This is a genomic window from Haloprofundus salinisoli (assembly GCF_020097815.1).
In the GTDB taxonomy this organism is placed as follows: domain Archaea; phylum Halobacteriota; class Halobacteria; order Halobacteriales; family Haloferacaceae; genus Haloprofundus; species Haloprofundus salinisoli.
This window is the reverse complement of the sequence record NZ_CP083663.1, coordinates 1,771,758-1,798,542: the sequence shown is the minus strand read 5'-3', so window position 1 is coordinate 1,798,542 and position 26,785 is coordinate 1,771,758. Positions and strand designations below refer to the sequence as shown.

The following is a 26,785-nucleotide window of genomic DNA, read 5'->3' as shown; positions in this document are numbered from 1 at the left end:
GACCTCGGCGACCCTGTTGGGTCGGCAGACTGGGAGTCCCACGCCCAAGCCCCACGAGTTTACTCGTGGGTAGGTGACGGCACCGATGAGCTCGCAACCGGAAGCGTGAACGAGAATGTCGATCCCACGTCCGGCTCTGAGTCGACCCAAATCTCGCCACCATGCCGCTCGACTATCCGCTCACAGAGGGCGAGCCCGATGCCGGTTCCCGGGTGCTCGTCGCGGGTGTGGAGACGCTGAAACACGTTAAAGATGCGATTGATGGCATCCGAATCAATGCCGATCCCCTCGTCGCGGACCGAGATTACGTGCATGTCGCCGTCACGCTCGGCGGTGATATGTACGCGCGGCGGCTCGTCGCCCGAGTATTCGATGGCGTTATCGAGGAGATTCTGGAACACTTGGCGGAGCTGGCTGGCGTCGCCCTTAACCCGGGGGAGTGGATCTGTGGTGATCTCCGCGTCGCTCTCCTCAATCTTCATTTGGTGGTCCTCGATTACGTCGTCGAGGACGGGATCTAACTCAACCGGCTTAAACGGGTCTCCTCGCGTCTCCACCCGAGAGTACTCGAGTAAACTGTTGATCATCGCCCGCATGCGCTCGGCGCCGTCGATGGCGAAGCCGATGAACTCCTCGGCGTCTTCATCAAGCTCGTCCCTGTACCGCCGATCGATAAGCTGGAGGTAGCTCGAAACCATCCGCAGTGGTTCCTGGAGGTCGTGGGAGGCCGCGTAGGCGAACTGCTCTAACCGCTCGTTCGACTCCTCTAAGTCGTCGATCAGCCGCTCGAGATCCGCCTGGTACCGATGGCGCTCGATCGCGTCCGCGAGGATATTTGCGACGCTCTGGACGAAGTTAACGTCCTCCTCGGTGAACTCCCGCTGCCGGGTGTCGTGAGTTCCGAGGATTCCCCACGGTTCGTCGACTGACCCGATAATAGTGCTGATACCGCTTGTGACGTCATGCGAGGTGAGAAGTTCGGGACCGGAAAAACGCGTCTCGATGTCGAGATCCTCCACGATGACGGGCTCGTCGGAGAGCAGCGTGTAGCCTGCCTGGGAGTTATCGTCCGCGGCCACGGTGGCGTGCCCGACGATTCCCTCCTGCCAGCCGACGCCCTGCCGTAACAGGAGCTCGCGCTCGTCGGGGTCAAGGTCGAGTACTTTACAGTACACGTTGTCCAGAACGTCCGCAACTCTCCGTGCCGCTTCGTGCATTAGCTCGTCGAGGTCGTCGACCTCCAGAGCGAACTGCCCGAACTCGGCTATGGCTTCCTGCTGGCGGGCTCGGGCTTCGAGTCTCCGCTCGGCTTCCTTGCGCGCGGAGATATCACGAATGACGCCAGTGAAATACCGGTCACCGCGATATGTGATCTCGCTGAACGAGATCGCCAGCGGAATCTCTGTCCCGTTTGCGTGCATCCCGGGCAACTCGACGTAATCCCAATCGAGCGTCCGCTCGCCGGTTTCCAGATACCGCGACATGCCCGCGTAGTGCTGTTCGTGGTACGCTTCGGGCATGAGTTCGGTCAGCGACTCGCCGATCAGTTCGGTCCGGTCGTATCCGAAGATATCGGAGACCGCCGGGTTCACGGAGTTGATGATGCTATCTTCGTCGACCGTCACGATTACGTCGTTAATCGACCCGGTAACCGCGCGGTACTGCTCGCGCAGTTCGGTGATGTCGTCTTCGACGATGACGACTCGATCGAGCGTCCCCTCGTCGCTCTCGATGGGGGCGGCGTCGATCGAGAGCCACTTGTATTTGCCATCGGGGAGTTCGATCTGCGCCGTCCAGTCGTAGACGGGTCGACCGGACTCGCGGACGAGCGCGAACGGACATGCTTCGGCGGGAATCCGAGTGCCCTCCTCGTCGAAAAATACGCGGTCATCGGCATCGAGTTTCGCAGCATCCGGACCAAGGTGGCGAAGGGCCATCGCCTGCTCGTTCATCCGCTCGACCCGGCCATCGGCGGCGTGGACCGAAATCCCGACGGGGGCCGCTTCCATCATCTCCGCGAGCAGTTGCCGTTCGCGGTCGAGTTCGCCTTTGATCTGCTCTCGAGCCACCAGACCCTCGAGGTCGGCTCCGATCGAGCCGACTAGCTCGACGAGGTGGTCGTCTAAGCCGCGCTCTTCCGCCATGTAGAACTCCAGCACTACCGCTACCTCCCCCTCCGCCATTACGGGGACGCCCATCCCCGCTTGAAGACCGAACTGCGCCGCGAGATCTTTGCGTGGATAGGAGGTTTCGGAGATGTCGGTGACGTCGGGGAACCAGACAGGCTCGCCCGATTCGATGACCTGTCCGGGAATTCCCTCGCCAGATTCGAAGGTGAAGTCGCGGGAAGACTCCTCAAACGGCACGTATTTCGGATCCTCGGCGTAGGACACGGGCAATCGCTCGGCAATTCCGTCGTCGGTCAGCATCCACGCTTGCCCGACGACCCAGTCGGTCCGCTCGCAAACCTCTTCGAGCGCCGTCTGGATTCCAGCTTCGAGCGATGTCGCTTCTGCCACCGCCTGACTCACCGACAGGTGGAGCTGATGTTCCTCGCGAGCTCGCTTCCGATCGGTCATGTCGCGCGTGACCTTCGCGAATCCTCTGAGATCACCGTCGTCGTCTCGGATGGTCGTAATCGTCACGTTCGCCCAGAACTGCGACCCGTCCTTCCGCACACGCCAGCCTTCGTCCTCGACGGATCCCCGCTGCGCCGCAGCGGTCAGGTTCTTCTCGGGGACTCCGGCAGCGCGGTCTCCCTCGGTATAGAAGTTCGAGAAATGCTTGCCGACGATCTCCTCCTCAGCATACCCTTTGATATGCGCGGCGCCGGAGTTCCAGCTCGCGACGTAGCCGTCGGGATCGAGGCGGAAAATCGCATACTCTTCGACGGCGTCGACGAGGGCGCGGAACTGGAGGTCACGATCGCCATCCGGGCGTTGGCTGGCATCGGCTGATTCCTTTAACCCCGTCTGTGAAGAGGACGGGCCATCTCCAGCCTCATCTGTCATTACCCTTTGCTGGTTGTATGGGCGGAAAACTCTGGCGGGATTAGACACGGTCGAAAAGAGAAACACTCCCGAATTCCTCTTTTCTCCCTGAATTTAGCTAAATCAATTTTGACGGCAACGAGAGACATTGGTTGGTGATAGAGGAGTGCGTCCGGTACGAGTATAAGAAATATGACCTGAGTGGGGTCACAGGATTTCTCTGTGATAGCTGTGTGGGAGAACGGGACAGAGTCCAAGAACAGCAGTGACCCGACGATGAGACGACAGATCGTCTCTCCGTAGAGCTACCGAACCGAAACGTCCATCCGTGCCTCGTTCGACCACTATAGATGTTCAATGGCCCGCACATCGAGCGTCTATGTCGATTATAGGGTAAGCGTGGCCCTCGTCGGGACCGTTCTCAAATACATCGGCATAACGCCGCTGTTCCCGCTTGTTCTGGCGCTCTTTTACGGTGAAGATCCGATTCCGTTCATCGCCACTAGTGTGCTCATGGTTGGCGGTGGGTCCCTCTTGGAGCGAGTCCGCAACGACGGCGAGTTGAGAAACCGGGAGGCGTTCCTCTTAGTGAGTCTTGTGTGGCTGGTCGTCCCCTTGGTGGGGATGGCTCCGTACCTCGTCGCCGGAACGGGGACCATTGCGAACCCCGTCAACGCCCTGTTCGAGAGCATGAGTGGATTCACGACGACGGGTGCTACTGTTCTCGGGGAGATTTCGGTTGAGCGCCATGGGTACGCGATTCTGATGTGGCGCCAGCTCACCCAGTGGCTCGGTGGTATGGGGATTCTCGTGTTGATGGTCGCCATCCTGCCGGAGCTATCGGTTGGGGGTGCTCAGGTCATGAATCAGGAAGCGCCGGGAATCTCGCTAAAGAAGCTGACGCCGCGCATCCAGCAGACCGCGCGCGGGCTGTGGGGCATCTACGCCGGATTCACCGTCCTCGCGGTTGTCGTCTATTACGGGTTGCATCTGGGTGGTTTGGCACCGAACATGAACCTCTACAATGCGGTTGCGCACGCACTCACGACGCTGCCTACCGGTGGATTCTCTCCGGAGGCACGGAGCATGGAGGCGTTCACGCCTGCCGTCCAGTGGGCAGTGATGCCGTTCATGGTCGTCGCGGGGACGAACTTCGCTCTGTTCTGGTACGTCTTTCAAGGAAAGCCTCGCCGGTTAACCAGCAACACAGAGTTCCGTGCGTACCTACTTGCCATCCTCGGCTTCGGGACCGTTATCTCGGCAGTGCTCTTTCTCGGCGTTGGACTCGCCGAACCGCCGGTGAACCTTGACATCGATCCCGGAAACCTCGAAAATTCGCTCCGGCAGGGACTGTTTCAGGTGATTGCCATCGTGACGACGACTGGGTACGCGAGTATGGATTTCAACACCTGGGATGCCTCTGCACAGACGATACTGTTGTTTGCGTATTTCCTCGGTGGATCTGCGGGATCGGCAGCCGGTTCGATCAAGATCGTTCGGTGGGTTCTCGTCAAAAAAGCCGTCCTCCGGATACTGTTCACGTCTGTCCATCCCGAGGCCGTTAAACCACTACAACTCGACCAGGAAGTCGTCGAGGAGGAGACAGTCCGAGACGTATTCGTGTTCATAATGCTCTTTTTGACGTTATTTGCCCTCTCGACGGTGCTTCTGTATCTCGACAGCTTACGCACATCTGGCGTGTCGTTATCTGGGCTCGAGGCGATGAGCGTCGCCATTGCCACGCTGGGGAACATCGGCCCGGGCTTCGGCGTCGTTGGCCCAATGAACAGCTTCCTGCCGTTCTCGGATGCCGCAAAACTCTACATGGTCTTTCTGATGTGGATCGGTCGCTTGGAAGTACTCTCGGTACTGGTTATCCTCACACCGACGTTTTGGCGGCAGTGACGGCCAGTAGTGGGCACGCTGTTCTCAGAGCACTCTCCCCCGCGAAAGAACTCTCACTAGTGCGTTATCGACAGCAGGTTCTCAGTCGTCACAAAGACCCAGGATGAAAATTCCAGCGCCAATACAAGCGGCATCCGTTACTCCATTCGCATAACGCCTAAGCGAAACTGCTCAAACGACCCGATTACCTTAACGAACTCACCGAGGTCAACCGGCTTTTCGAGGACTCCGTCTTCGTCCGCATCATGATCGAGGTCACGGGATTTGATCAGGTCTTCATCGACTCCGGACAGTACAATTACTGGGGTCTGACTCAGTTCGGGGTGGTGTTTGATCTCGTGGAGAACGTCCTCGCCGTCCACTTTCGGCAGGTGCAGGTCCAGTAGCACAATATCCGGTCGGGGAGCGTCCTCATACTCTCCGCGTTGGTAGATGAAGTCGAGTGCCGCTTGACCATCAGTGACGGTGTGGAGTGTGTTTGCGACGTTGCCATCCGAGAAGGCTTCTTCTAAGAGACGAATATCACCGCGGTTGTCCTCTACTAGCAGTAGTACTGCCTCTGATGGTGCATTCCCCATTGGATGATGATACGGGTCACTGGGGATAAGGGTTCGTAGAGGTTCGAGGAAATAGAGGTCAATTATTAATCGGAGACTATCGCAACTCGCTAGTGTTCGGTAAACACGCGCTACGTAGCGGTTCATTCAGCACTCCTGAGTCGAAATACGCGAGGTTCCGGTGAGAGATACACCCTCTGTATCTTGCACGAGTTTCCGTCATCGGCTGAGAGGTTCACCAGAGCCACATTTCGGTATATCCCTGAGACCCGACTATCGTCGAAGGCGTCGGGCTCGTTTTATCAATAAACCATAATGTATATTTTCAATGATTCTCAGAGTACCTAAACAATTAGCCACATCACTAATACTCGAAAAGTGATTACTCAGTAGTGGCGAGTAATGCTCTCCCAGCAATCGCTCGCCGGTAGGCACCTCAAAAGGTGGTGTGTCAGACCTGAGAGGGTGCGCAGTGGTGTGTCAGAACCTGCGTCATCTCTGGGAGATTCGTAACTCCCTATGCGTGGAGAACCATCCGTTTGATATAAATCTGATTAAATGTGTTCCTCTTTGCCACTTTTGCGGGTATGTTCATTCGTCGCTAGTGAGGCTCTCTCAACCGAGCGCGACGTCCGCTCGTTGTGACGCCATTTCTGGCACTTCTCGCACAGCGACTCGTCGGCTAGGGTCCTCGCCGAGGTCGCGACGCCGCAGCGCTGGCATCGCGGACTGTCCGCGTTCTGTTTGACGCTCCTCGTGGCGTAATTGCCTCCTCGAAATCTATGTCACGTTCTGAGGGTCGCAACAGAGCCACTCGGGCAACTCCGTCGCGAGTGAGGAGTCGAGTAACGCTGATTCAGACGGGACGAAACGCCCCCAGTTCGACGGCTCAGCCGTCGAGTGTCGTCTGGAACGTCAGTTCGACGGCTCGTTTCTGCAGTTCGAGCGGAAGGCTCGCCTTCACCACGCCGCCCGCGGTGGCTTCGCCCTCGCCCGTTTTTTTGGCTGCCATCTTCGGCGTCAACGGCATGTGGACGAACCCCATCGGCGTTTCCAGCCCCTCGCGCTCTACGAGCGCACGGGCGTTGTACAGAATGTTGTTGCAGAGGTGCGTCCCCGCTGTGTTCGAGACACGCGCAGGAATACCGGCGTTCAAGAGCGACTCGACCACCGACACCACGGGAAGCGTCGAGAAGTACGCGTCCGCGCCGTCGGCGTCGATACGTTCGTTTCGAGGCTCTGCATCCGCGTTGTCGGCGACGCCCCCGCAGTCGTTCGTGTTGATGCCGATGCGTTCGACCGAGACGGCGGAGCGACCGGCCGCGAGTCCGGTCGAGACGATTACGTCGGGGTCGTAGTCGGCGACGAGCGTCGCCATCTCGTCGGCGGCGGCGGCGTACTCGACCGGCAGCACGCGGCCGACGACGTCGTGACCGGCGACGGATGCACCGTCGAGGTCTTCGGCGAGCGTCTGCGTCGGGTTCTCGTCGTCGTCGCCGAACGGTTCGTACCCCGTGAGCAGCAGCGTCATCAGCTCTCGTTCGCCCCGCTTCGAGCGTCGTCGTCGTACGGCCAGCGCCCGCCCATCTTCAGTTCGGTGACGTAGCCCTCGTCGATGCTGTCACGAATCTCGTCGCGCGTCTTGTGCGGCGTCTCCACGTCGTCGCTCGCGAGATGGTACGCGGTGCTGGCGAAAATCGTCGCCACGTCGCGCAGGTCGCGCGGGTCGAGTTTGTCCAGCGTGTCCGCGTGGGTGTGACCCCAGCCGCGACCGCTCTGCTCGGAGGTTGAGGAAGCCATCACCGCGGGGACGCCCTCCTGGATGAACACCCACTGGTCGCCGTGCGGCGAGATGGTGTCGCCCGACTGGATGGGGACATCGAGCTCCTCACCGACGGCCTCGAACGCCTCGCCCATCTCGTCGAAGCCGTTGGTGCCGACGCGGACGTTCCGGGAGTTCGCCGGTCCGTCGATGTTGAGGACGCACTTGACCGAATCGAGGTCGTGGCTCTCCGCCCAGTGGTACGCGCCCCAGAGGCCGATCTCCTCGGAGCCGAAGGTGACAAAGCGCACTCGGGAATCGAGGTCGGACTCGACGTTGGCGAGCAACCGCCCGAGTTCGGCGACGAGCGCCGACCCCGCGCCGTTGTCGTTCGCGCCGTCGGCGATGTCGTGGGCGTCGACGTGCGCGGTCACGAGCACCTCTTTGTCGGCGTCGGCGGGACCGAGGACGCCTTCGACGTTTCTCGACGTCGTGGGTTCGTTCCGGCAGTCGACGTCGAGTTCGACGACGAACTCCTCCTCTTCGTCGGCGTAGCGCGCGAGTCGCTCGCCGACCTCCTTGGAGACGCCGACGGCGGGAATCGGCCCGGGTCGGTTGTGGTAGCCGACCTCACCGGTCGGCGGCAGCGACCCTTCGATGTGGTTGCGGAAGAGGAAGCCGACCGCGCCGTGGTCGGCGGCGTTGACGTACTTCTCCATGCGATGGAGCCATCGGTCGGCGTTTTCGGGGGTCGCGCTGGAGACCAATGCGACCGCGCCCTCCAGGTCGTCACCGACCGCGTCGAACTCCTCGTAAGAGCCGTCGCCGACGTCGACGACCCGCCCCGAAACCGTTCCCGACGGCGACCCCGGCAGCGCGAGCACGTCGTGTTGGCTCTCGTGACGGCGCGGGTTCGGCCCGCGGAGTTCGAGCGCGGAACTGCCGCGCCACCACCCCGGAATCTCGAACTCGTCTAGCTTCACGTCGCGGAGTCCCGCCGTCTCGAACGCGTCGGCGACGACCACCGCGCCCGCCTTCTCACCCTCCTGCCCGGCCATTCGGTTGCCGACGTCGACGAGCGACTGGAGCGTCTCCCATCCGAAGGTGCTGGTCTGTGCGTCGCCGACGACGTCGTCGGGAAGTCGTGTCATGGGCTATCCTTCGTCGGGGGTCACAAGAGTCTCCGGGAAGCGGTAGCCGTCGCCAGTCTGTGAGTCTCGAGGTGGCCCAACCACTGCGACCGGGACAAACGCCATCCCGCTGGCGACCGACTCTCTCGTATGGACTGCGGAGTTGCAGTCGAAACAGCGCCTATAGCCGGGCAACCCGTGGAGACGGAGCGATGACCGCCCGAGACCACCGACTCGGCTTGCAACCGGCGACGACCGAGTACACCGAGAAACCGTTACGAGTCGAGGGCGAGATTCCGCCGTGGTTGGACGGGACGCTCGTCCGCAACGGTCCGGGGTCGTTCACCGTCGGCGACCGACGGGTCAACCACTGGTTCGACGGGTTAGCGATGCTTCGTCGCTTCCGAATCGACGACGGTGAGGTTCGATACACGAATCGGTTCCTGCGGAGTCGGCAGTTCCGCCACGTCAGCGACCACGGCAGTCTCCGCCTCCGCGAGTTCGGGACCGACCCAAAGTGGAGCGGACTCGGGCATCTCCGACGGTGCGGGACTCGCGCGGCGACGGACAACGCCTCCGTCACCGTCGTCTACCTCGGCGGTCGCCATCTCGCGGCGACGGAGACGCCGCGGTGGACCGTCTACGACCCCGACACACTTCGGACGCGCGCGCCGAAAGCGTTCGAAGACTCAGACGACGAGGTGGGGCGAGCGGGGCCGCTCGCGCACGTCCAGTACGACCCGTTTCGAGAGGAGACGGTGGGTATCGCGACGCGCTTCGGCCTGCGGAGCGAGTATCTCGTCTACCGCGTTCCCGACGGCCGCGAACGGCGCGAGGTGGTCGCACGGATTCCGATTCGCCAACCCGGATACGTCCACAGTTTCGCCCTGACGCCGAACTACGTCGCGTTGCTCGTCTCGCCGTTTCGGACCACGCCGCTCTCGTTGCTTCGGGATCGTCCGTTCGTCGAGAGCTACCGCTGGCACCCCGAGCGCGGAACGCGCGTCTTCGTCGTCGGCAGAGAGAGCGGCGAACTCGCCGTCGACACGCGAACCGCACCGTGTTTCGTCTTCCACCACGTCAACGCTTTCGAGCGAGACGGCGCACTCCACCTTGACGTCGCGGCGTTCGAAGACGCCAGCGTCGTCGACGCGTTCTCTCTCGATGCGTTCGATTCACCCGAGTTCTCGCCACCGGGCGCGGAACTCCGACGCTTGCAGGTCGACCCCGAGACGGGCCACATCGTCACGCGGACGCTGCATCCCGGCCACGTGGAGTTTCCGACGATTCACTACGCGCGGCACAACACCCGACCGTATCGCTACGTCTACGGCGTCGGCACGGCCGAGCGCTCGCCGAACGGCTACGTCGACCGGATCGTGAAAATCGACCTCGACGAGCGAGCCGGCCGATTTCAGGCGTCGAGAACGTGGACCGAACCGAACGTCTATCCGGGTGAGCCGCTGTTCGTACCCCGAATCTCGCCGGAGGCGGACGAAGACAGCGCAGAGAGCGTCGCGGAGGACGACGGCGTTCTCCTCTCGGTCGTTCTCGACGCCGACGCCGAGCGGTCGTTTCTCACGATACTCGACGCGGCCACGATGACCGAACGCGCTCGGGCGGTGTTCGAGGAACCGATTCCCTTCGACTTCCACGGCCAGTTCTACCGGAGCGGCGAGCGTCCGACGCGCTCGATGGCGTAACGGGCCTCTGGACGAGACCGTCGAGAGGCGGCGCGTCGGTCCTTGTGACCGGTGAATAGCGGAGTTCGAGAGTAGGCGGAAGAACCACATACCTCCCGTGAGAAACGGTAACTTAGTGACTGTCGTGACAGTCGACAAATGGGTTATTCCGTCTATATACTGATATTATATTATTGAATTATCTGTGGGAAGTGTTTAAATATATTCATGGTCGTGAGGGGCGTCGCCTGTAGTATGAGCCAGAACGACTCTACGATGGCGAACTACCTCAAAAACAACCCCCGGATGATCGGCGTCGTTTTCACGATGATGCTGCTTCTCTCACAGGCAGGAAATGCGGCGGCGGCGGCTGGTGGAATTGTCGCTGGACCCTAAAGTTCGTACAACGGAATCTCGTTGCTCCACCGGAGTTCGTGACGGAGACGAACGGGCATCTCTTCTAACTGCAAGAATTCAATCACCTCCGCTTTCGAAACTTCAAACGATAGTTTACTGTTGGAGTTGAGCGTGTATTCATTGTTTTCTGACACGTACGGTATAACGAGACCGCCCATTCCGGAACGGTCGGTCGGAAACCCTCTGACAGTTATCGAATAGCGGTCGTTCGTCTCACATTCCTGTAATTCACACAAAAACGGCGCCCCACTCTCGGCCTGTGCGATGGCGAGGCCACCATCGCCGACGACGACGTACTGGCAACCGACGATACTCTCGCCGCGAGCGATTTCGAGCGCCACCGACAGCGGGAACCCGCCGTTGAGCAGACGGGCGAGCGTCGAACCGATGCGCACCGCACCGCTGTTGATGACGTCCGAGAGCGTGACGATGCCGCCGATAGCGCCCGCCTCGATGAGCGACAGTCCCTGCTCGTAGGAGGTACAGCCGTTTAGCAGGAAGGCGTCGACCCGAACATCTTCGAGTTCGCGCGCGTCGAGTCGTCCGTCGGCGCACTCGAAACCGCCATCGTCGATGTGGCCGATGTAGTGGAGGAACTCCGTTTCTTCGCGGAGTACCTCGGCCAACTCGTCGGTGGTGAGAGAGCGATGGATGCGAACGTCGAACGGGAGTTCGTCGCGCGACCCGTACACCTGGTCGATGTCGTCGCGCTCCTCGCTCATTTCGGCGTCGTTGCAGACGACGACGATGTCGATGTCATCGTCGGCCATCGTTCGACTGAGACGATTGCGGTACGCTTCGATAGTCGCTTTATTCGCGCCGACGGGCGTTCCATCGCCGACCCACGCCTGTTCGACGGAGTCGGCCGATTCGGGTTCGACGAACTCCATCGACGACGGCTGTGACGCCGTACTCCGGGTAAACTCGTCGCCGTCGCGGAGGAATTCCTCGATAGCGTCGACCTGTATCTCCGGTGCGGTTGAGGCCTCTTCCCTTGTCGGCGTGCGCACGATTGCGAGGTCGTCGACGAGAAACGGTAGCAGCTCCGCGCTCTGAGCTGTCGGCGCGACGTGGCTGACGAGCTTCCACTCCGGTTGGTGCGGTTCGAGTTCTGCGTACGGAATCGATAGATACGCTTCGAGACGCTCGTCTGCTGGAAGCTCATAGAGCTGTTCGAAGTCGATGTCGATGTCGACGGTCGATTCGACCGTGCGACGCTCGTGGAGGTCGACTTGGTACAGCCCCTCAGTCCGACAGAGGCAGTCGAGGAAGAACACGTGACGCAACACGCGTTCGAGTTCGCGTTCGACGCCCTCACAGGTGTCGAGTCGGTGTTCAAAGCCCGAATCGGTCACGATGCGAGGAACCGAACTGGGTTCGACACGCGCACAGAGGTAGTACGCCAGCGGTGCCGCCGCGTGGACGTACGAGCGTTCGCGCGGGAGTTCGATGCGGATGCCCGTCTCGGGGGCGACGATGTCGTCGGGGGCCTCGAACGAGTCGCCGAGTTCGACCGTCGGCGGGTGTCCGCGAAGCGTCGGATACGCACGCTCTGGCGACGTCGTCTTCAGCGCCGATCCGAACAGTGAGACGGCGCGCATCAGGTCCTCGACGGAGTCGGTGACGGTGATGGTACCGGCGGGATGTTCGTGGTGCGAACGACTGCCCAGCGATATCGTTGTCTCCCCACCGAAGTCGATACACTGGTTGGTTCGGTCGACGGTGAGTTCGCTCGACACTCGCAGGTACATCTTGATGGGCGTACAGAGCTCGACGGCGTACTCGCCGTCGGGGAGTGTGAGCGAGTCCGAGGGAGTGACGTGTGCGAGCATCGTCCCGTCGGTGTCGCGGACGTAGATCGGAACGACCGTCGGCAGCGTCAGCGACGACGTTCGGAACGAAACGGCGGCGTCGACGGGGAACCGGAACTCGTCGGTGCCGACGGAGACGGGGTCGACCGGGTTGGGCGTACCGAGCACGTACTGGTGACGCTCGACCGGATCGACGACTTCGATGCCGTCGCCGTCGCTGCACCCGAACCGTATCGTCATCGAGAACACCTCCGAACTGAGAACACGGTCGGGTGAGTAGTCATTGCTCTTTGAATTTGGCTGAAAGTATAACAATGTGTCGGCGTCGCCGAAGGTTCGCCGAGCTCTCTTTAAGCAGGGCTTAAACTCGTATCTCGACGCCGCAGATTTGCTTCTCTGCCGGGCAGAATACGCTGTCGTCTGCCGACATTGGGCCGTCGACCACCGGCGACCACGAACGGTTGTGTTAGAGCGTCTGCATTTCAGTTCCGACGCATTTATTCAGTCGCTCTGTCGTTCGCAGTTAGGATGCGAACGTCGGGTACTGTCGTGTGGTTCTCGGTTCTGTTGGTCGCCGCGCTCTCGGTAGCGAGCGGCCCGCTCGTCGGCGGCGTCGACTTCACGCCGGCGGGGGACACGACCAGCGAGAGCGGGTCCGAAGGGTCACTCGGGGCCGGGAACGCGACGGTCACCGACGTTTCACTCGATGCAGCGGGGGTTCGACTCGAACGGGGCGGCTACGGTTCGCAAGCGTACTACCTCCGGGTCCCGGACGCGACGGTCCGTCTCCAGTCGGTGACCGGGCGTCCGCTGCTCAGTTACAACGTTCGGATTCCGGCGCTCGGTATCGAGCGGAGTTCGACCGTCTTTCTGAACGAGTCGTACACCGAGAACGGAGCGACGACGCTCGCACTGACGCTCGACGACGACCCGGTCGACCCCGAGCGAGTGACCGAGTCGAGTTACGAGGCAGAACTGTCGGTGTTGCTGCGGACGGACTCGGGGAGTCGGACGCTTCGAGCGGTCTCACTCACCGTGGAGGTAGCAGAGTGAGCGATCCGAAGCGACGTATCGTTGCCACAGTCTTCGGCGACAGAGCGGGTCTCGCGCTGTTTCTCTTCAGTCTCGCCTTCTTCGGGCTGTTCTGGCGGGTTGGCGTGTTCGTCAACGACACCTACACCGTCGCCAACGCGTTCGTCGGCGTCGCCGACGGTCACCTCTACGTCGACGAACTCCGGTACGGCCCGGCAGACGGCGCGACGCCCGGGATGAACGTCGTCGACGGCCGTCTGTACGGTCGAAACTACGGGCAGATGGCGCTCGCACTCCCGATACTGTGGGCACTCGAACTGAGCGCGCTGGTCGCGGACCCGCGACTCGCCGTCGTCGGCCTGTGGAGTTTCACTGTTCTGGGCGCGTGCGTGGTCATCGGACGGGTCGCCGGTCGTCCGGTGTTGGGCGACGTAATCGGGTCCGTCGCTGCAGTCGTGCTCTTCGCGGTGAATCTCCCCGTCGCAACGCCGCTCGACCCGACGTGGTTTCCGCTGATGGCCCTACAACTTGCGTCGATGGTTGCCGCGGCGCTCGTGGGTGTCGTGATGTATCGATTGCTGGCACGCGTTGCCGGCCGCCGCGCCGGACTCGCCGCGGGGGCGATACTGACGGTTGCGACACCTGTGGGCTTCTGGGCGTCGTTGCCGAAGCGACACGCGACGATGGCACTCGTCGTCGTCGTGGTGCTGTACACCTTCTACCGCAGTCGCGAGTGCGCGGAAACCAACCCTCGACAAGCGCTCGGGTTTCGGGCGATAGCGTACGCGACAATCGGGTTGTCGACGTGGGTCCAACCCGCCGAGGCGCTGACGCTGTTCGTCGCGCTCGTACCAGTCGACCTGTTGACCGCACGGCGCACCGACCGGCGAACGGTTGCCGCCGTCGCGGCCGCGTTCGCGCTCTCGCTGGTGCCGTTTCTGGCGACGAATGCGCTCGTGACCGGGAATCCGCTGTCGCCGCCGCGTCTGTGGACGCGTTTTACCGGCGAGCAGGCGCTCGCGGTGGACCCGACGAGCGGGGCCGGCAGTGAGACCGTCGGCGGTGACACCGCTGGCGGGGGAAGCGAAACTGGAAACGACGGTGGCGCTTCGGACCTCGGCTTTGTCGCGTCCGTCGGCGAAATTCTCGACAGCGCGTTAGCCCGAGCGGCGCTGTTCGGTGAGTTCGTCGGCCGGGGATTGGGCGCGAGCGTCGAACCAGTGCGTCATTATCGCATCTTCGTCCGCAGCGGCTACCTCGCTGGCGTCGCCGGCGACGACGGCGGCGAAGCGGTCAACATGGCGCTTCTGGAGTCCGCGCCCGTCCTCGGCGCACTCGTCGGTGTGGCTCCGCTCGCCGCGCGCGAAGTGCGGAGATACGTCGGGCAGCGGTCGAGTCGAGGGATGTCCCGCGAACGGCTCCTCGAACTCCGTACCGCGCTTCGGTCGCCGACGCGCGCGACGGATCTCCTGGCTGCGGTGAGTTTCTGGACGTTTTCGCTCATCTATCTGCACCGACTGCCGCTGCACGCGATGGTGACGGTTCGGTATCTCGTCCCCCTGATTCCGATACTGGTCTACGCCGCAGTTCGTCTCGGAAGCGTCCGCGACGCGCTCGGCGAGTGGCCGGCGCTCGCGTGGAGCTACGTGGGAACCGTCGCGGTCGGCGGCCAACTGCTGTTGCTCGCGCTGTTGCTCGGCGGCGTTCGACTGGGCGAGGCGATTCAATTGCATGCGCTGGTCCATCTCGCGGCTGCAACGGCGCTGGCGCTGTGGGTTCTCGTCGCCGAAACTCGGGAGAAGACCTATCTGCGCGTCGGAGCCGCGTCGATTGGCGTCGCCTGCGGGTTGACGACGGTGTTTCTCCTGCTCTCTGGATGGGAGTACTTCGGATACGCGGGCGAGTTTGCCCTACCGATGATTCGGACGTTGGCCCGGGCGCTACCGCTGTTCTGACGAGTAGTCAGGTGGATGCACTCACCGCGTCAGCCCCTCGTACTCGATACCGTCGCAGTGGGTGAGGATTGGGCGACGGTCGAGGGTATCGAAAGCGCCGAAGCGTCGCGTCAGGGGCACGGACGCGGTCGTACGCTGTGCGGACGGCGTTAGGTCGAGTATTCTTTGACCTGAACCTCTACGAACGAATCGTTTCCGCACACTCGACACTCTCCCGGTGGTTGATATCGTGCGTAGACGATCGAACACTGCTCGCACGCATGAAGCGGTCGACCGAGCTGACTGTGTTGGTCCGACATTGTGAGAGATACGGCTAATTCTCCAAAAAGCCCTTTGAAACTCTGGGGTCGAATACGAACCGAGTCCGGAGTACGAAGATCACCCTCAGCGCCGTATCAGTCCCTGTATTCGGCTTCGGACGTCGTCGGCGGAGGTGTACGTTCGGTCGTCGGTCTGGATGAGCACTTCCTCGATCGACTTCCAACCCCCCTGCGTTTCGACCTCGCGGTCGCCGAAGGCCTCGATCAGTTCGTCCGTCGTCGCCGGATACTCGTGGTTTTCGAGCGCTTCGTCTAAGTCGCCGAGTCTCTCGCCGGGTTCGTCGTGCACCGGTTCGGCTTCGTCAGCGCGGGTGCGCGCCTCCTGCATCTCCCGCTCTTGTTGGCGTTGCTCTGCATCATCGGCTTTCTTGTCTCGGCCCTTTTTGGTGTCTGCCATCCCCTACCCTACGGGAGTTAACCGTAAAACGCTGTGGTCGCTCATCGTGAAAGCTCCCGATTAGCTGACTCTGTAGATTGATCTGCTCGACTCGACCATGTATCGGATGTTAGGAGGGGTCTCTCAGGAAATCCCGTACGGGGTTCGTCCGCTCTGGAAGCCATCTACAGAACATACATATAATCTAACCTACTGGTACGCGCCATGGTGGACACCTACTACGAGCAGTTGGGGGTCAGCCGGGACGCCTCCTACGCGGAGGTCAAAGCGAAGTTCCGCGAGCGACTGCTCGAGAGACACCCCGACGTCCGCGGCGAGGCGGACGCGCGGCAGTTGACCCGAGAGTTGGTCCACGCCCGAGGTGTGCTCAGAGATTTCCGCGAGGAGTACGACAAAACTCTCGCCGAACTCGGACCCACATACGGGCATCGGACGTTCGAGAAGTGGTGGGATTTCGGGGGCGGCATCTACGACGTCGACGCGTGGATCGAGACACACCGACCCGACAACGTCGACGACCCGAGCACCCTGTTCGTAGACGACCCGAAACCGGAGAGTGCGAAATCGGACGACACTGGACCGGACGATTCGGCGGAGACTACCTACCACGGCCCGAAGTACGAAACCGGAAGCGGCGAGGGCCGAACGGACTGGAGCCGGTACGAGGGGCCGACGGGAGGCGACGAGGAGTCCGAGGTCAGCGGAACGGGAGACGGCGCCTACTGGGAGCGGTGGCGCGACGACTTTCTCGACGAGAGCAGCCCTGGGGCGCGGGGTCGAGCCGAGACCGCAGCGGACCGCGAGTCGGTTCGGTCGGAGGCCCATTCGGCCCGGTCAGCCGCTCGAAGCGGCGATGCGGCAGCCGAATCGGTCTCGCAGTCGACGACTCGGGCGGTGACCGCGGCCGGCGAGTTCTATGACCGTCTCGGCGTCGACCCAGACACGACGCAGGCGGAAATCCGCGACCGGTTCGAGGAGATCGACGCCGCGTACTCGTCGACCGACCGCGCGACCGTCGAGGGCGAAGAACAGTATCAGAAGTACGTGAAAGCCTTCGAGATTCTCGACAACCCCCGGCTCAGGGCGTGGTACGACACACTTGGCCACGAGGAGTTCTCCGGCGGGTGGGCCTCGCTTCGCGGCTGGCCCTCGGGTGTCGACATGGAGGCGTACACGAGCGAGCGCGGATACGACGCCGACGCGGTCGAAGCCGACGTCGAGACCGGGTCGACGTATCGCGTCGAACGGACGTCCTCGAACGGGTCCCTTCGACGTCGACTCGGCTTCGTCCTCGTTGTGCTTGTTGTCCTTGTTCTCGTGTGGTTGTTCTTTATCCCGTGAAGCGACCGCGGAGGCGACTGAACAGCCCCTCGCTTTTCGGTTCGGGAAGCCGCGTATAGTAGAGCTCTCCGCCCATCTGTCGGAGGTTGAACGTCTGTTCGCCGTAGTCGTATCTGACCTCTCGAATCGCGGCGACCGACGGCGTCACCTCGCGACGAACCGTCCCGTCGTCCGCATCGATACTGCAGGCGTCGAACTCTTCCCACTCGGCCGCTTCGATTCCGTGAGGTAGCGAGCCGAACTGCGTCTCCTCGGTTTTCACGGTGTACGCGTCGTGGACAAGGACGTACTGATGCGTCTCGCCGTCACCTGTGCAGGTCTCGCAGGTGAGCGTGCCGATACCGTCGCAGCTCCGACAGGAAACTTCGGTTGTCCCCTCGCAGTCGGAACACTCGCGCGTCCCGCTCTCCTCACAGATCCGACACCACACCTCGCCGTCGTCGCACTCCTCGCAGTCGACGCGTCCCATCGCACAGTCGGGACAGCCGCTCTGAATCGTCTGCTCGCCGGCACCGTTGCAGGAAGTGCACGCCCGCGTGACCGAAACCGTGCTGCGACCGCGGCAGTTGGGACAGCGAACCGACTCCCCGTCGGCGTCGGTCAAACTCCCCTTCCCCTGGCAGTTCGTACAGGTTTCGCGGCTCCTGATCGACCCGGAGGAGTCACACGACGAACACGGCACGGACTGCGACAGATGTCCGTCCCCGTCGCACGTCTCGCATTCGACGGTCACGTCGCCCTTACAGACCGGACACGTGAGCGCGCCCGTCCCCTCGCACGGACTGCAGGGCACCGCCCCGTCGTTGCATCGTTCGCACTCGGAGGTCCCCGTCGCGTCGCAGCTCGAACAGTCGCTGACGGGCGATCCCTCGCAGGTCGTGCAGATGTCGAAGGAGTGCTCCGTCGGTGTTTTGTACTCGCGGTGCTCAAGCGTCTCGGGGTGTCCGTCCGGGCGCTCGGTGAACGCCATCTGGACGAACGCCTTGTCGGGTTGTTCGACCTCCTCGGTGTACCGGAGGTGTTTCAGTTGTCGGTCGACCAACGAGAGTAGCACCGTATCCGAGTGGAGGCGGACGTTCGTCACTTCGGTGAAGAAGTCCTCGGGGAGGGCATCACTCTCCGCGTCCGCCAACAGGTTGACCATATCCTCTGGCCTGTCGAGGTGGGCCGTGAGTTCCGCTCGCGTCCGCCCGGTGTATCCTTCGAGCAGTTCGTCGATATCCATGCTGATTTGAGTGTTCAATCAATCATAAATATCTGTCTGGATACTGCTTTGGCCGACGATGGGCACATTCGGTTCGCTCGCCACATCCAACTCGTCGGGTTCGTTCGATAGCTCCGCCGACAGCGCGAGGAGCGTGCCGACGCGGACGCAATTCGCCTCGACGGCTGGCGCATCAACGTCGGTTAACCCGAGGATAGGGACGAGGCCGAGCAGCGGTTGCAGGAAGAGGCTGTCGGGACGGCGTAGCTCGGGAATCGATACTCGCCGCCCTTCGGAGGATTTTAACCCTTCTTTCGCCGTGTAGCCAGCAATGACAGAGACACGCGAGGCGACGACCGCCCTCCTCGCGGAGCGTCCGAACGCCGAGTCGGCGCTTCGCTCCATCCTCGCCGCCGACGAGAACGGCACCTGGACGTTCGACGACGTGGACGTCGATTCGGGACTGTTCGGCGAGATCGTGGCTGCGGACATCGTCGAGAAGCGAGACGGCGGGTATCGGGTCAATGACCCTGCGGCGGTGCGGGCGGCGCTTGACGGCGAAAAAGCAACTGCGTCAGAGTCGGCGACGACCGCGGAGGTGAAGTCGCAGTCGCTTTCGATACCGTCGCTATCGAACGTGAGCGTCAACCGGACCGCGGCACTCGCGCTCGTCGGGGCGCTCATATTTCTCACGCTCGTCCGACTCATCTCGATTTCGGCGGTGTTTCGCGACGGCGCTATCGTCCTCTCGGCGAACGACCCCTACTTCTACCGGTACTTGGTTGAGACGGTAGCCGCGGAGACGAGCGGTCCCTTCGACTTCGGTGCGTTGGCGTCTTTGCCGCAGCGCGTCACGGCCGGGGAGCCGTTGCTAATCGTGATGCTCTGGTTCTGGACGGAACTGCTCGGCGGCGATGCGAATGCATCGGGCGTCGTCCTCGCCCTCTACCCCGCCGTCTTCGCGGTGTTGACCGGCGCGCTGGTGTATCTGGCGACCCTTCGGCTGACCGACGACCGGCGAGTCGCACTCGCGGCGGTGCTGGCGCTAGCGCTGATTCCCGCGCACGCCTACCGGACGAGTCTCGGGTTCGCCGACCACCACGCGTTCGATTACTTCTGGCTCGCGCTGACCGCGGCGGCGCTGGTGTCGCTCACCGTTCGGTCGGGTCGGATTCGCGACGCGGGGACGGCGTTCTGGAGCGCGGTGTTCGGCGTCGCCGTCGCCGGGCAGACGCTCGCGTGGGAGGCCGGCCCGCTTTTGATTCTCCCGCTGGGTCTCATTGTGGTCGGCTGGGCGACGACGGCCGTTCGGGCGGGGAGGTCGCCGGTTCGGGAGCTGGGCGGCGTGCTTGGAGGGCTTGGCCTCGGCGCGGTGCTGACCGCGGGTACGCACGTCGCGCTTGGATGGCACGGGTCGACGGTTGGGTTCGCACCCGCTGGACTATTCGTCGGCGCTGCGGCTGTGGTGGGCGTCGCTGAACTGGCTTCGCGGCAGAGCTGGTCGGTTCGAGCGCTCGCGGGCGGTGAGGTCGTCGCGGGTGTCGTCGTCTTCGGAATTTTGCCTTTTGTCGTGCCGCAACTGGGTGCCGAACTCCAGAGCGGGATGCAGTTCCTCTTCAAGGCCGAAGGCATCGTCGAGACGCAGTCGCTCGTCAGCGCCGACCAGGGGTCGCTCGTCGGACCGTTCCTTTCGTTCGGCCTCATGATTCTCTTGGGACTGCCGTACGCCGGATGGGCGGTACTCCGAGCCGTTCGAGAGTACGAACCGGAGTGGCTCGCGACGGCGACGTACACGTGGTATTTCCTGGCGCTGGCGCTGATTCAGCTACGGTTTGCTGGTGAGTTGTCGGTTTTCGTCGCGATTTTTGCGGGGTTGGGCTTCGTCCATCTGGCGGCGAAAATCGACGCTATTCGGATGCCGAAGCCGTTCGCCAAGGCGGAGTCGGGGCGGCGCGGGCGTGAACGGGCGAACGAGACGGTCGGTTTGAAACGCCCGGAGCGCCGCGAGGCGATGTCGCTTCTGGGACTCGGGCTGTTCGCCGGGAGCTTCAGTTTCGTCCAGATTCCGGTGAAGACGGGACAATTGCTCGTCTCGGACGGGCTATACGAAGCGGCGACGTGGATGCGCGAGTATTCCGAGGAACAGGGCTGGGAGTATCCGCAGAATTACGTTTTCAGCGAGTGGGGTTGGAATCGAGTCTACAACTACTTCGTGACCGGTAACTCGCAATCATATGGGTTTGCACAGCAGAACTACCGAGAATTCCAGCTCTCAAGTAAGCCAGTAGACTGGTACGAAAAACTGCGTGACAGAGTTGGCTTCATCGTCATGACAAAGGTCGCAGCATCGCCGAAGTCACTGCAGACGCGGCTGTATACTCACTTCGGAAGCGAGACTGACACCGCTGGAGCCCTGAGCCACTACAGAGTTGTCTACGCCCGAGACGGACACAGGGTGTTCACGCTGGTGCCCGGAGCGACGATTGTCGGGGTTCGCGAGAACGCAGAAAAGGTCACTATCGAGACCGACGTCCGTATCAACGACACCGAGTTCACGTATCAGAACACGGTTACTCCTAATCCGTACGGCGTGTACGGTGCGACGGTGCCGTACGAGGGGACGTACCAACTTCCAGCAGGGACTGTCCAGGTCCCATCGAAAGCAGTGACAGATGGGACTAAATTCGTTAGACACGACAGAGGCGGTGTCTTCCACTTCCCATTCGATGTCGGTGAGGGTGACGTTGCGTATAGCCGAGTCAGTACGACGATAGGGCGCATCGTCAATGCGCAGTGGACCGACGACGGCGTGAAAGGTGCTGCACTACAGTTCGACTCGTCGAAGCCGTCGTATCTTGAGACGAACGTTAAGGTGCCACAACAGTTCACCTTCAGCTTCTGGGTCAAACCGACGGAGCTCGATATCGGCCAGGGGAACAACTACCGAGAGTTGCTCACAACACCGAATGAGCTCCCTATCGCGCTCGAAGAGAGCGGTCGAATCACCTTCCGTATCCCCGGCGTAACCAACGAATTCTTCACAGCAGGTACTGCGCCGATCAATAGGTGGACGCACGTAGCCCTAACGTACGACGGGCAGACAAGGCGGATCTTCATCAACGGAGCGCAGCAGGCCACGGATGATGTTGACGGTGGATCAGTGGCGTTCGACAGCCCGCTTCGGTTCGGTAGTCGGTCCGCTGAAGATTCGGCACACGCGTTCGACGGATATCTTGACGAAGTACGTTTGTTCGGCCGAGCACTCCCTCCCGAAACCGTTCGGAAACTGGCCAGGAGTAAATCGAACCGCGATTGAGTGAAAACCTCTTCATATGATATAGTGAAGAGATAAATTTTACTCCGTTTGCAAAGCAGTCTCTTACGTGTACAACTGGCAGCCACTACTGTCAAGGTGAGTTGAATTAGTTAGTGTGAAGAGATTGATACAACCGTCTATACTGTTCCAGCATCCGTGCCTCTGTGAATTTGGATTCAACACGCTTTCTTGCATTTTGGCCGAGACAGTGCCGAAGATCATCGTCGGCGAGGAGTCGTTTTACTGCATCCGCGAGGGCATCTGAATCACGTGGTGGGACTGTAAGTCCGGTTTCGCCGTCTTGACTGACCCAGGGTACCCCTGTTGAGAGATTAGTGTTAATTACTGGAACACCGCGTGCCATTGCCTCTAATTGGACAATTCCAAACGCTTCACTCGGTTCGACCGATGGAAGGACGAAAACATCTGCCTGTCTGTACAGCGCTGCCAGTTGTTCGTCGGAAACTCGACCGAAGAACGTCAGTCGATCGGTCACGCCACGGTCCCTCGCTCTTGCTTCAAGTTCTGCACGCAGATCACCGTCACCGACAATCCCAATATCTGCGTCCACGTCCACAGCGGCGTCAACGAGGTACTGCACCCCTTTGTAGTAACTCAATCGTCCGACGAACAGGACGAACGGGTTCCCTGTGCTCTTGTTGTTACGTTTGGAAGTCTCTATACCGGTAACGTCGATAGCGAGTGGAATGACCTGACACTTTTCGCGGTAGTCGTTGAGGAACGGCGAATGTTTGAGTAGGCGCGGCGAAGTAGTTACGACCTGATCTACGTTTTCCAGAAACCGGCGGAGCACTGGTTCATAGAGTTTGAGGGCAGTCTTCTGACGGATGATGTCGCTATGGTATGTGACGACCGTCGGAACGTTAATTCCTGCAGAAATATGTGAGAGGACAGCAACTGGATTCGGCACATGGTAGTGAACAATGTCGGCCTGACGTGCAGCGCGGCGAAGATACGCCGGGAACAGCGGCGTGAGTGGGACTGACTGGAGTGACCCGAAGCTTCCAACGCGGTGTACTGGAATTTCGTTCACGCGTTCTGATTGTCCGAGGAGATTGGTTCCAGCGGCAAGCACACGGTGGGAGTACCCAGAGCTAGCGTGTCCCTCAGCGAGTTGTCTTACCACCTTCTCAATACCGCCGACTTGGGGGTAGTAAAACTTGCTCGCTTGGAGAACAGTGTGTTTTTCACCGGTCATTGTAACTCCCGGAGATGTAACTCAAAGTCGTCCATAACCGCCTCCCATGCATAGGTAGATCTGACCAGCTTTCGGGCTTGTTGCCCCAGTTCTGTGAACTCGTTAGGTCGGCAGAGAATGTCGGTTACCGCCTGCGCGAATCCGGGCGCGTCGTTGCGGACGAGAACGTGCTCTCCATCAGAGATGTCGATTCCTTCGATTCCGACTGACGTCGTTACAGTCTGATTACCCGCAGCGAGTGCTTCGATGAGCTTTATTTGGATTCCTGTCCCCTCGCGAAGGGGGACAACTGACACGTCTGCGTTTGCAATGTACTCCGTCGTATCCTCGACCTGTCCCGTAACCGTCACACCAGAATGTTTGTTGAGACGCCTAATTTCAGGTACAGGTGCCTTTCCGACAATGAAGAATTCGGCATCTGGAACATTAGCCCGGATTCCCGGGAAGACTTCCTCGACGAACCAAGAGACCGCCTTGACGTTTGGTGGGTATCGCATCGTTCCAGTAAAGACGATACGCGGGCCCGAACCGTTGAACTCGGTCGGTTCAGGAGCAGCATCGAATCGATCTACATCAACGCCAACTGGTGAGTGCCAGGTCCGGTCAGCCATGGACGGATACTTTCGAGAAACGGTTGCGAGTTCGCTTTGAGAAAGAAAGGCGAACGAGTCAGCCTGCGGCGTACCGTAGATATCGCGCTCAAAAACGTACGTTCGTACTGCGTCAGCGAAGTATGCAAGAGATCGCGGAGAGGGAAATAGGCTCACTCCACTTGATAGCATCGACTGGTACTCCAGATTATGGACGCAGAGGCACGTTGGAATCGATATGTCCTCGAAGTACTTCGCGAGGAAGGTGTGTTCGGCAACTATCACATCTAACTTCGAACTTCGTTGACGAAGTGCAGATTCGAGAGTTGGGAGATGTCTACTGGCGACAGGGAATGGAACGTCGTAGCCTCGAAAGTAGACCGACAGTGACCGATCGCGACTAACGTACTCGCATTCAACACAAAGCTCTATGAGTTCCTGTGGGGGGGATGAGTTGTCGCCAACGGTCGCATAGAGATGGATGTCGTGACCGCGTTCCGCGAGGTGCCGGAGGTGATTGTAGGCGACGATTCGTCCACCTTCGTTCGGTGGAAACGGTTCAAATGGTGTGAGAAAACCAATCTTCATTTTACATCTGGAATATACTGACCGAGGCTAATTTGACGGTTTCCATCGGTGAACAGCGTGAGTGCAACAATCGAAATTCCTATGTAGAACCAAAAGCGCATGAGGTAAGGCTGTGATCTAAACACTGAGCTTATGAAAGCAGCAAGGATTATATAAAACAGGATTCGGAGAATTAATTGCTCCTTTGTCAGTGACTGGGGTTGTAGTCCACCGGAAGCATTGAAGAGCCGGAACAAAAGATATCCAGAGAAAGCAAGAAAAAGGCTTAGACCGACGATACCCTGCTCTGCAAGCATCAAAGAATAAACAAATGAAATACCTCCTCCATCGTATCGTGAGTAGAATTGGAAATTGTTTATTCCAACACCTGAAATTGGATGAGTTGACCAAATCTGAAGACTCGACTCAACTTCCTCTACTCGAGTACCGAGGCTGGAACGCTCTGTTTCATTCTGGGATAATAATGAAGCACCTCCGGTTTCCCTTTCTTCATTTGCCGGAGTACTAGTTTCTGTAGCGTCACTTCCAGGCTGACTCGTTTCGACAGCCGTAGTTTCACTTAAGGTTGAGGAGTCCGTCCTTTGGACCCCGTCAGGAACAGCTTCTCGCATAACCTTTTGTGTTAGTTTGAATATTCGAGCCGAAATCACTCTGGTAATGAGACCTTGTTCGGTTACTAAATCAAATATGACAAAGAGCGTAATTGGTGGTGTGACGGCCTTAACCAGGGAGGAGCGGACCTTTGGATAGTCTAGAACGACAAATATCATGAGAGTTATTACGAAAGAGAAATACGCTCCTAGAGAATAAGCAATAATGAAGGCAAGGGAAAGAATCGATAGAATAAGTTTGTTCCAAGAATATTCCGAAAACAGAATTTCTGTGGACATACCGTAAATGATCGGGATTGAAACCACGATGATAGCAGACAGTAGGTAAATTCCAAGCCATGACGGTTCCATGAAGACTGAAGAGACACGGGCGAAAACTCCGTCGGTGTAGTATACACTGCCTACTTGGACATCTACGGGTAATGATGGGTTTGTTAAGTGGAGATATGCGAATGGAAAATCGTACTGTCTCGCAAAAAATTGATAAACAGCGTACAGAGATACTAGCGTAGCAACAAGGGCGAGAATTTGGAAGACTTGAGTTATGTTTTGTTTTTTGAGTCCTAAGTTCGCAAGTGCTACAACGACACCTGTAAAGAAACCAAACCGAGCGACACCAAACAGATACTCACGGATATAAGCACCTTCGCCAGTACTGAGTGGCGCTATCCCAGTCAGGCAAATCCAACCCAACCAGCAGATCAGTAAGATGATCGGAACTGAAAGGGAAAGACACCTCTGCATTGTAACTCTGTAAATAGCTGCAAAAATAATCAGAACGCCAACAATCCACGTGAACTGGATACCGGTATTGCCGACTACGAACGCAGCAAACCCAGATAATGGAGATACGACAACGAAAAAGCATAGTAAGAGGCTAGAAAAATCCCAGTTGTTGAATTTGTGTCTTTGAGTGAGCAACTCCATTAAAAACACCTGTTGGCGGTTGGTTGAATAGCTTTACGGATAGGGTCCTTTGCCTGTCTTCCCCTGCCATCCATCTCTTGTACCCAAAATAAGAGCTGGTAATCCAGAAGGTCGAGAGTTATATCCACAGCGAACAGTTTGCAGAACAAGCCATTGTAGGTAAGTGCGATAGAATGATGTTCTGACCTCACCACTCCAACGTCTAGCGAACAACCACCGGTTGCGAGCGATGTAGTACAAGGAAGTTGGGGAGACTTTCCCACCTGAACTTGATGACTCCTTATGAAATAGATGCGAGTCTGTATCCGTGACCAGTTCGTATCCACTTTCGAGTAACCGTTGACAGAAGTCTGCATCCTCAAGATAAAGAAAATAGTCGTCGGATAACAGTCCTATTTCCTCGAACACAGAAATGGGAAAGAGGGTAGCACAGAAGGGAAGATAGTCGTTGTCTCGGATAAGTCCATCTCCGGCAGTAGCGTCGTTCGCATGCCATGCTGCACCCGCATCAATATTCACTTTTCCGCGGCTAAACCAGAGATCGCTCATATTTGGGTAGCGGTATACGAGGGGTGAAAGAGCACCAATAGAGGTATTTGACTCAGCTTGTTGTACTAGTTGCGTGAGTGTCAGCGGATTAGAAATAAAAGTGTCGTTATTCAAAATCCAGACGTAGTCAGCCCCCTGCTCCAAAGCACGCTCAATTGCTAAATTGTGTCCACCAGCGAATCCGAGGTTCTCGGAGGAGTTTATTAAGGTGATTTGGGGGAATTCATGCTCAAGTTTTTTGCTAGAACCATCAGTGGATCCGTTGTCGATAACCAATAACCTGTGGTTATGATATGATAGTCCCTGGAGTGCTTCAAGGCACGCTGCTGTATCCCTATAGTTGTTCCAGTTAAGAACCGAAGAAACGACACAGGGAGCGCTATCAGACATAGTTAGTGAATCTCATTTTCCTTCTGGCTGAAGATCTGACTTTCGTTTATTGATTTGAGCGGATTTAACGCTGTTTGTTGGAAGTCGAACCA

Annotated in this window: 18 protein-coding genes; 7 read left to right on the top strand and 11 right to left on the bottom strand. The window is 59.4% G+C overall.

Translation table 11 applies throughout. The annotated features are described in order from the left end of the window. Nucleotides 1-59 precede the first annotated feature (59 nt). Nucleotides 60-3,011 (bottom strand): PAS domain S-box protein, encoded by a 2,952-nt coding sequence (locus LAQ73_RS09490; protein WP_224268046.1) that lies wholly within the window; start codon nt 3,009-3,011, stop codon nt 60-62. A gap of 336 nt (nt 3,012-3,347) precedes the next feature. Between LAQ73_RS09490 and LAQ73_RS09485 the strand changes: the two genes are divergently transcribed. Next, complete coding sequence (locus LAQ73_RS09485) at nt 3,348-4,895, top strand: TrkH family potassium uptake protein (protein WP_224268045.1); 1,548 nt, start codon at nt 3,348-3,350, stop codon at nt 4,893-4,895. 137 nt (nt 4,896-5,032) lie between these two features. On the opposite strand, the gene LAQ73_RS09480 is transcribed toward LAQ73_RS09485, so the two are convergent. The 3 genes from LAQ73_RS09480 to LAQ73_RS09470 all read right to left on the bottom strand — a co-directional run bounded on the left by LAQ73_RS09480 (nt 5,033) and on the right by LAQ73_RS09470 (nt 8,365). Continuing rightward, on the bottom strand, nt 5,033-5,473 hold the full coding sequence (locus LAQ73_RS09480; RefSeq protein WP_224268044.1) for a response regulator: 441 nt from the start codon (nt 5,471-5,473) through the stop codon (nt 5,033-5,035). Between the two features lie 868 nt (nt 5,474-6,341). Beyond that, nucleotides 6,342-6,983 (bottom strand): pyroglutamyl-peptidase I, encoded by a 642-nt coding sequence (locus LAQ73_RS09475; protein ID WP_224268043.1) that lies wholly within the window; start codon nt 6,981-6,983, stop codon nt 6,342-6,344. Next, nucleotides 6,983-8,365, bottom strand: coding sequence for a M28 family peptidase (locus LAQ73_RS09470; protein ID WP_224268042.1), 1,383 nt, complete (start codon nt 8,363-8,365; stop codon nt 6,983-6,985). Before LAQ73_RS09470 ends, LAQ73_RS09475 begins: the two co-directional genes overlap by 1 nt. Before the next feature lie 191 nt (nt 8,366-8,556). On the opposite strand from LAQ73_RS09470, the gene LAQ73_RS09465 reads away from it, so the two are divergent. After that, nucleotides 8,557-10,047 (top strand): carotenoid oxygenase family protein, encoded by a 1,491-nt coding sequence (locus LAQ73_RS09465; protein ID WP_224268041.1) that lies wholly within the window; start codon nt 8,557-8,559, stop codon nt 10,045-10,047. Nucleotides 10,048-10,281: 234 nt separating this feature from the next. Then, nucleotides 10,282-10,422 carry a DUF7503 family protein gene (locus LAQ73_RS09460; RefSeq protein ID WP_224268040.1) on the top strand — a complete coding sequence of 47 codons (141 nt, stop codon included), beginning with the start codon at nt 10,282-10,284 and terminating at the stop codon, nt 10,420-10,422. On the opposite strand, the gene LAQ73_RS09455 is transcribed toward LAQ73_RS09460, so the two are convergent. Continuing rightward, complete coding sequence (locus LAQ73_RS09455; RefSeq protein ID WP_224268039.1) at nt 10,419-12,494, bottom strand: CHAT domain-containing protein; 2,076 nt, start codon at nt 12,492-12,494, stop codon at nt 10,419-10,421. The genes LAQ73_RS09460 and LAQ73_RS09455 overlap by 4 nt on opposite strands. Before the next feature lie 288 nt (nt 12,495-12,782). Between LAQ73_RS09455 and LAQ73_RS09450 the strand changes: the two genes are divergently transcribed. After that, nucleotides 12,783-13,307: a hypothetical protein gene (locus LAQ73_RS09450; RefSeq protein ID WP_224268038.1), complete on the top strand. Its 525-nt coding sequence runs from the start codon at nt 12,783-12,785 to the stop codon at nt 13,305-13,307. Then, complete coding sequence (locus LAQ73_RS09445; RefSeq protein WP_224268037.1) at nt 13,304-15,241, top strand: hypothetical protein; 1,938 nt, start codon at nt 13,304-13,306, stop codon at nt 15,239-15,241. The genes LAQ73_RS09450 and LAQ73_RS09445 overlap by 4 nt, the downstream gene beginning before the upstream one ends. 384 nt (nt 15,242-15,625) lie before the next feature. Here LAQ73_RS09445 and LAQ73_RS09440 read toward each other — a convergent pair whose 3' ends face one another. Next, nucleotides 15,626-15,958 (bottom strand): DUF5789 family protein, encoded by a 333-nt coding sequence (locus LAQ73_RS09440; protein ID WP_224268036.1) that lies wholly within the window; start codon nt 15,956-15,958, stop codon nt 15,626-15,628. Between the two features lie 204 nt (nt 15,959-16,162). Here LAQ73_RS09440 and LAQ73_RS09435 point away from each other — a divergent pair, with 204 nt between their 5' ends. Then, nucleotides 16,163-17,299, top strand: coding sequence for a DnaJ domain-containing protein (locus LAQ73_RS09435; RefSeq protein ID WP_224268035.1), 1,137 nt, complete (start codon nt 16,163-16,165; stop codon nt 17,297-17,299). Here the strand turns inward: LAQ73_RS09435 and LAQ73_RS09430 are convergent. Further along, nucleotides 17,289-18,524 carry a DnaJ-like cysteine-rich domain-containing protein gene (locus LAQ73_RS09430; RefSeq protein ID WP_224268034.1) on the bottom strand — a complete coding sequence of 412 codons (1,236 nt, stop codon included), beginning with the start codon at nt 18,522-18,524 and terminating at the stop codon, nt 17,289-17,291. The two genes, LAQ73_RS09435 and LAQ73_RS09430, sit on opposite strands and share 11 nt — an antisense overlap. A 310-nt stretch (nt 18,525-18,834) precedes the next feature. Between LAQ73_RS09430 and LAQ73_RS09425 the strand changes: the two genes are divergently transcribed. Further along, a complete protein-coding gene (locus LAQ73_RS09425) occupies nt 18,835-21,819 on the top strand; it encodes a LamG-like jellyroll fold domain-containing protein (RefSeq protein WP_224268033.1) in 2,985 nt (994 codons plus the stop codon). A 106-nt stretch (nt 21,820-21,925) separates the two neighbouring features. Here the strand turns inward: LAQ73_RS09425 and LAQ73_RS09420 are convergent, their stop codons facing one another. The 4 genes from LAQ73_RS09420 to LAQ73_RS09405 are packed head-to-tail and all read right to left on the bottom strand — an operon-like array spanning nt 21,926 to nt 26,693. Continuing rightward, entirely contained in the window at nt 21,926-23,038 is a 1,113-nt protein-coding gene (locus LAQ73_RS09420) for a glycosyltransferase (protein ID WP_224268032.1), read from the bottom strand. Next, nucleotides 23,035-24,216 (bottom strand): glycosyltransferase, encoded by a 1,182-nt coding sequence (locus tag LAQ73_RS09415; RefSeq protein WP_224268031.1) that lies wholly within the window; start codon nt 24,214-24,216, stop codon nt 23,035-23,037. The genes LAQ73_RS09420 and LAQ73_RS09415 overlap by 4 nt, the downstream gene beginning before the upstream one ends. Beyond that, complete coding sequence (locus tag LAQ73_RS09410) at nt 24,213-25,754, bottom strand: O-antigen ligase family protein (protein ID WP_224268030.1); 1,542 nt, start codon at nt 25,752-25,754, stop codon at nt 24,213-24,215. Before LAQ73_RS09410 ends, LAQ73_RS09415 begins: the two co-directional genes overlap by 4 nt. 33 nt (nt 25,755-25,787) lie before the next feature. Then, nucleotides 25,788-26,693, bottom strand: coding sequence for a glycosyltransferase family 2 protein (locus LAQ73_RS09405; RefSeq protein WP_224268029.1), 906 nt, complete (start codon nt 26,691-26,693; stop codon nt 25,788-25,790). Between the last annotated feature and the right edge of the window lie 92 nt (nt 26,694-26,785).

Excerpts from the sequence above, each read along its gene's own strand:
- LAQ73_RS09405 (WP_224268029.1), bottom strand. The coding sequence starts at position 26,693 with ATGTCTGATAGCGCTCCCTGTGTCGTTTCTTCGGTTCTTAACTGGAAC.
- LAQ73_RS09485 (WP_224268045.1), top strand. The coding sequence starts at position 3,348 with ATGGCCCGCACATCGAGCGTCTATGTCGATTATAGGGTAAGCGTGGCC.
- LAQ73_RS09425 (WP_224268033.1), top strand. The coding sequence starts at position 18,835 with ATGACAGAGACACGCGAGGCGACGACCGCCCTCCTCGCGGAGCGTCCG.
- LAQ73_RS09420 (WP_224268032.1), bottom strand. The coding sequence starts at position 23,038 with ATGACCGGTGAAAAACACACTGTTCTCCAAGCGAGCAAGTTTTACTAC.
- LAQ73_RS09440 (WP_224268036.1), bottom strand. The coding sequence starts at position 15,958 with ATGGCAGACACCAAAAAGGGCCGAGACAAGAAAGCCGATGATGCAGAG.
- LAQ73_RS09435 (WP_224268035.1), top strand. The coding sequence starts at position 16,163 with ATGGTGGACACCTACTACGAGCAGTTGGGGGTCAGCCGGGACGCCTCC.
- LAQ73_RS09465 (WP_224268041.1), top strand. The coding sequence starts at position 8,557 with ATGACCGCCCGAGACCACCGACTCGGCTTGCAACCGGCGACGACCGAG.
- LAQ73_RS09450 (WP_224268038.1), top strand. The coding sequence starts at position 12,783 with ATGCGAACGTCGGGTACTGTCGTGTGGTTCTCGGTTCTGTTGGTCGCC.
- LAQ73_RS09475 (WP_224268043.1), bottom strand. The coding sequence starts at position 6,983 with ATGACGCTGCTGCTCACGGGGTACGAACCGTTCGGCGACGACGACGAG.
- LAQ73_RS09410 (WP_224268030.1), bottom strand. The coding sequence starts at position 25,754 with ATGGAGTTGCTCACTCAAAGACACAAATTCAACAACTGGGATTTTTCT.
- LAQ73_RS09490 (WP_224268046.1), bottom strand. The coding sequence starts at position 3,011 with ATGACAGATGAGGCTGGAGATGGCCCGTCCTCTTCACAGACGGGGTTA.
- LAQ73_RS09470 (WP_224268042.1), bottom strand. The coding sequence starts at position 8,365 with ATGACACGACTTCCCGACGACGTCGTCGGCGACGCACAGACCAGCACC.
- LAQ73_RS09480 (WP_224268044.1), bottom strand. The coding sequence starts at position 5,473 with ATGGGGAATGCACCATCAGAGGCAGTACTACTGCTAGTAGAGGACAAC.
- LAQ73_RS09415 (WP_224268031.1), bottom strand. The coding sequence starts at position 24,216 with ATGAAGATTGGTTTTCTCACACCATTTGAACCGTTTCCACCGAACGAA.
- LAQ73_RS09455 (WP_224268039.1), bottom strand. The coding sequence starts at position 12,494 with ATGACGATACGGTTCGGGTGCAGCGACGGCGACGGCATCGAAGTCGTC.
- LAQ73_RS09430 (WP_224268034.1), bottom strand. The coding sequence starts at position 18,524 with ATGGATATCGACGAACTGCTCGAAGGATACACCGGGCGGACGCGAGCG.
- LAQ73_RS09460 (WP_224268040.1), top strand. The coding sequence starts at position 10,282 with ATGAGCCAGAACGACTCTACGATGGCGAACTACCTCAAAAACAACCCC.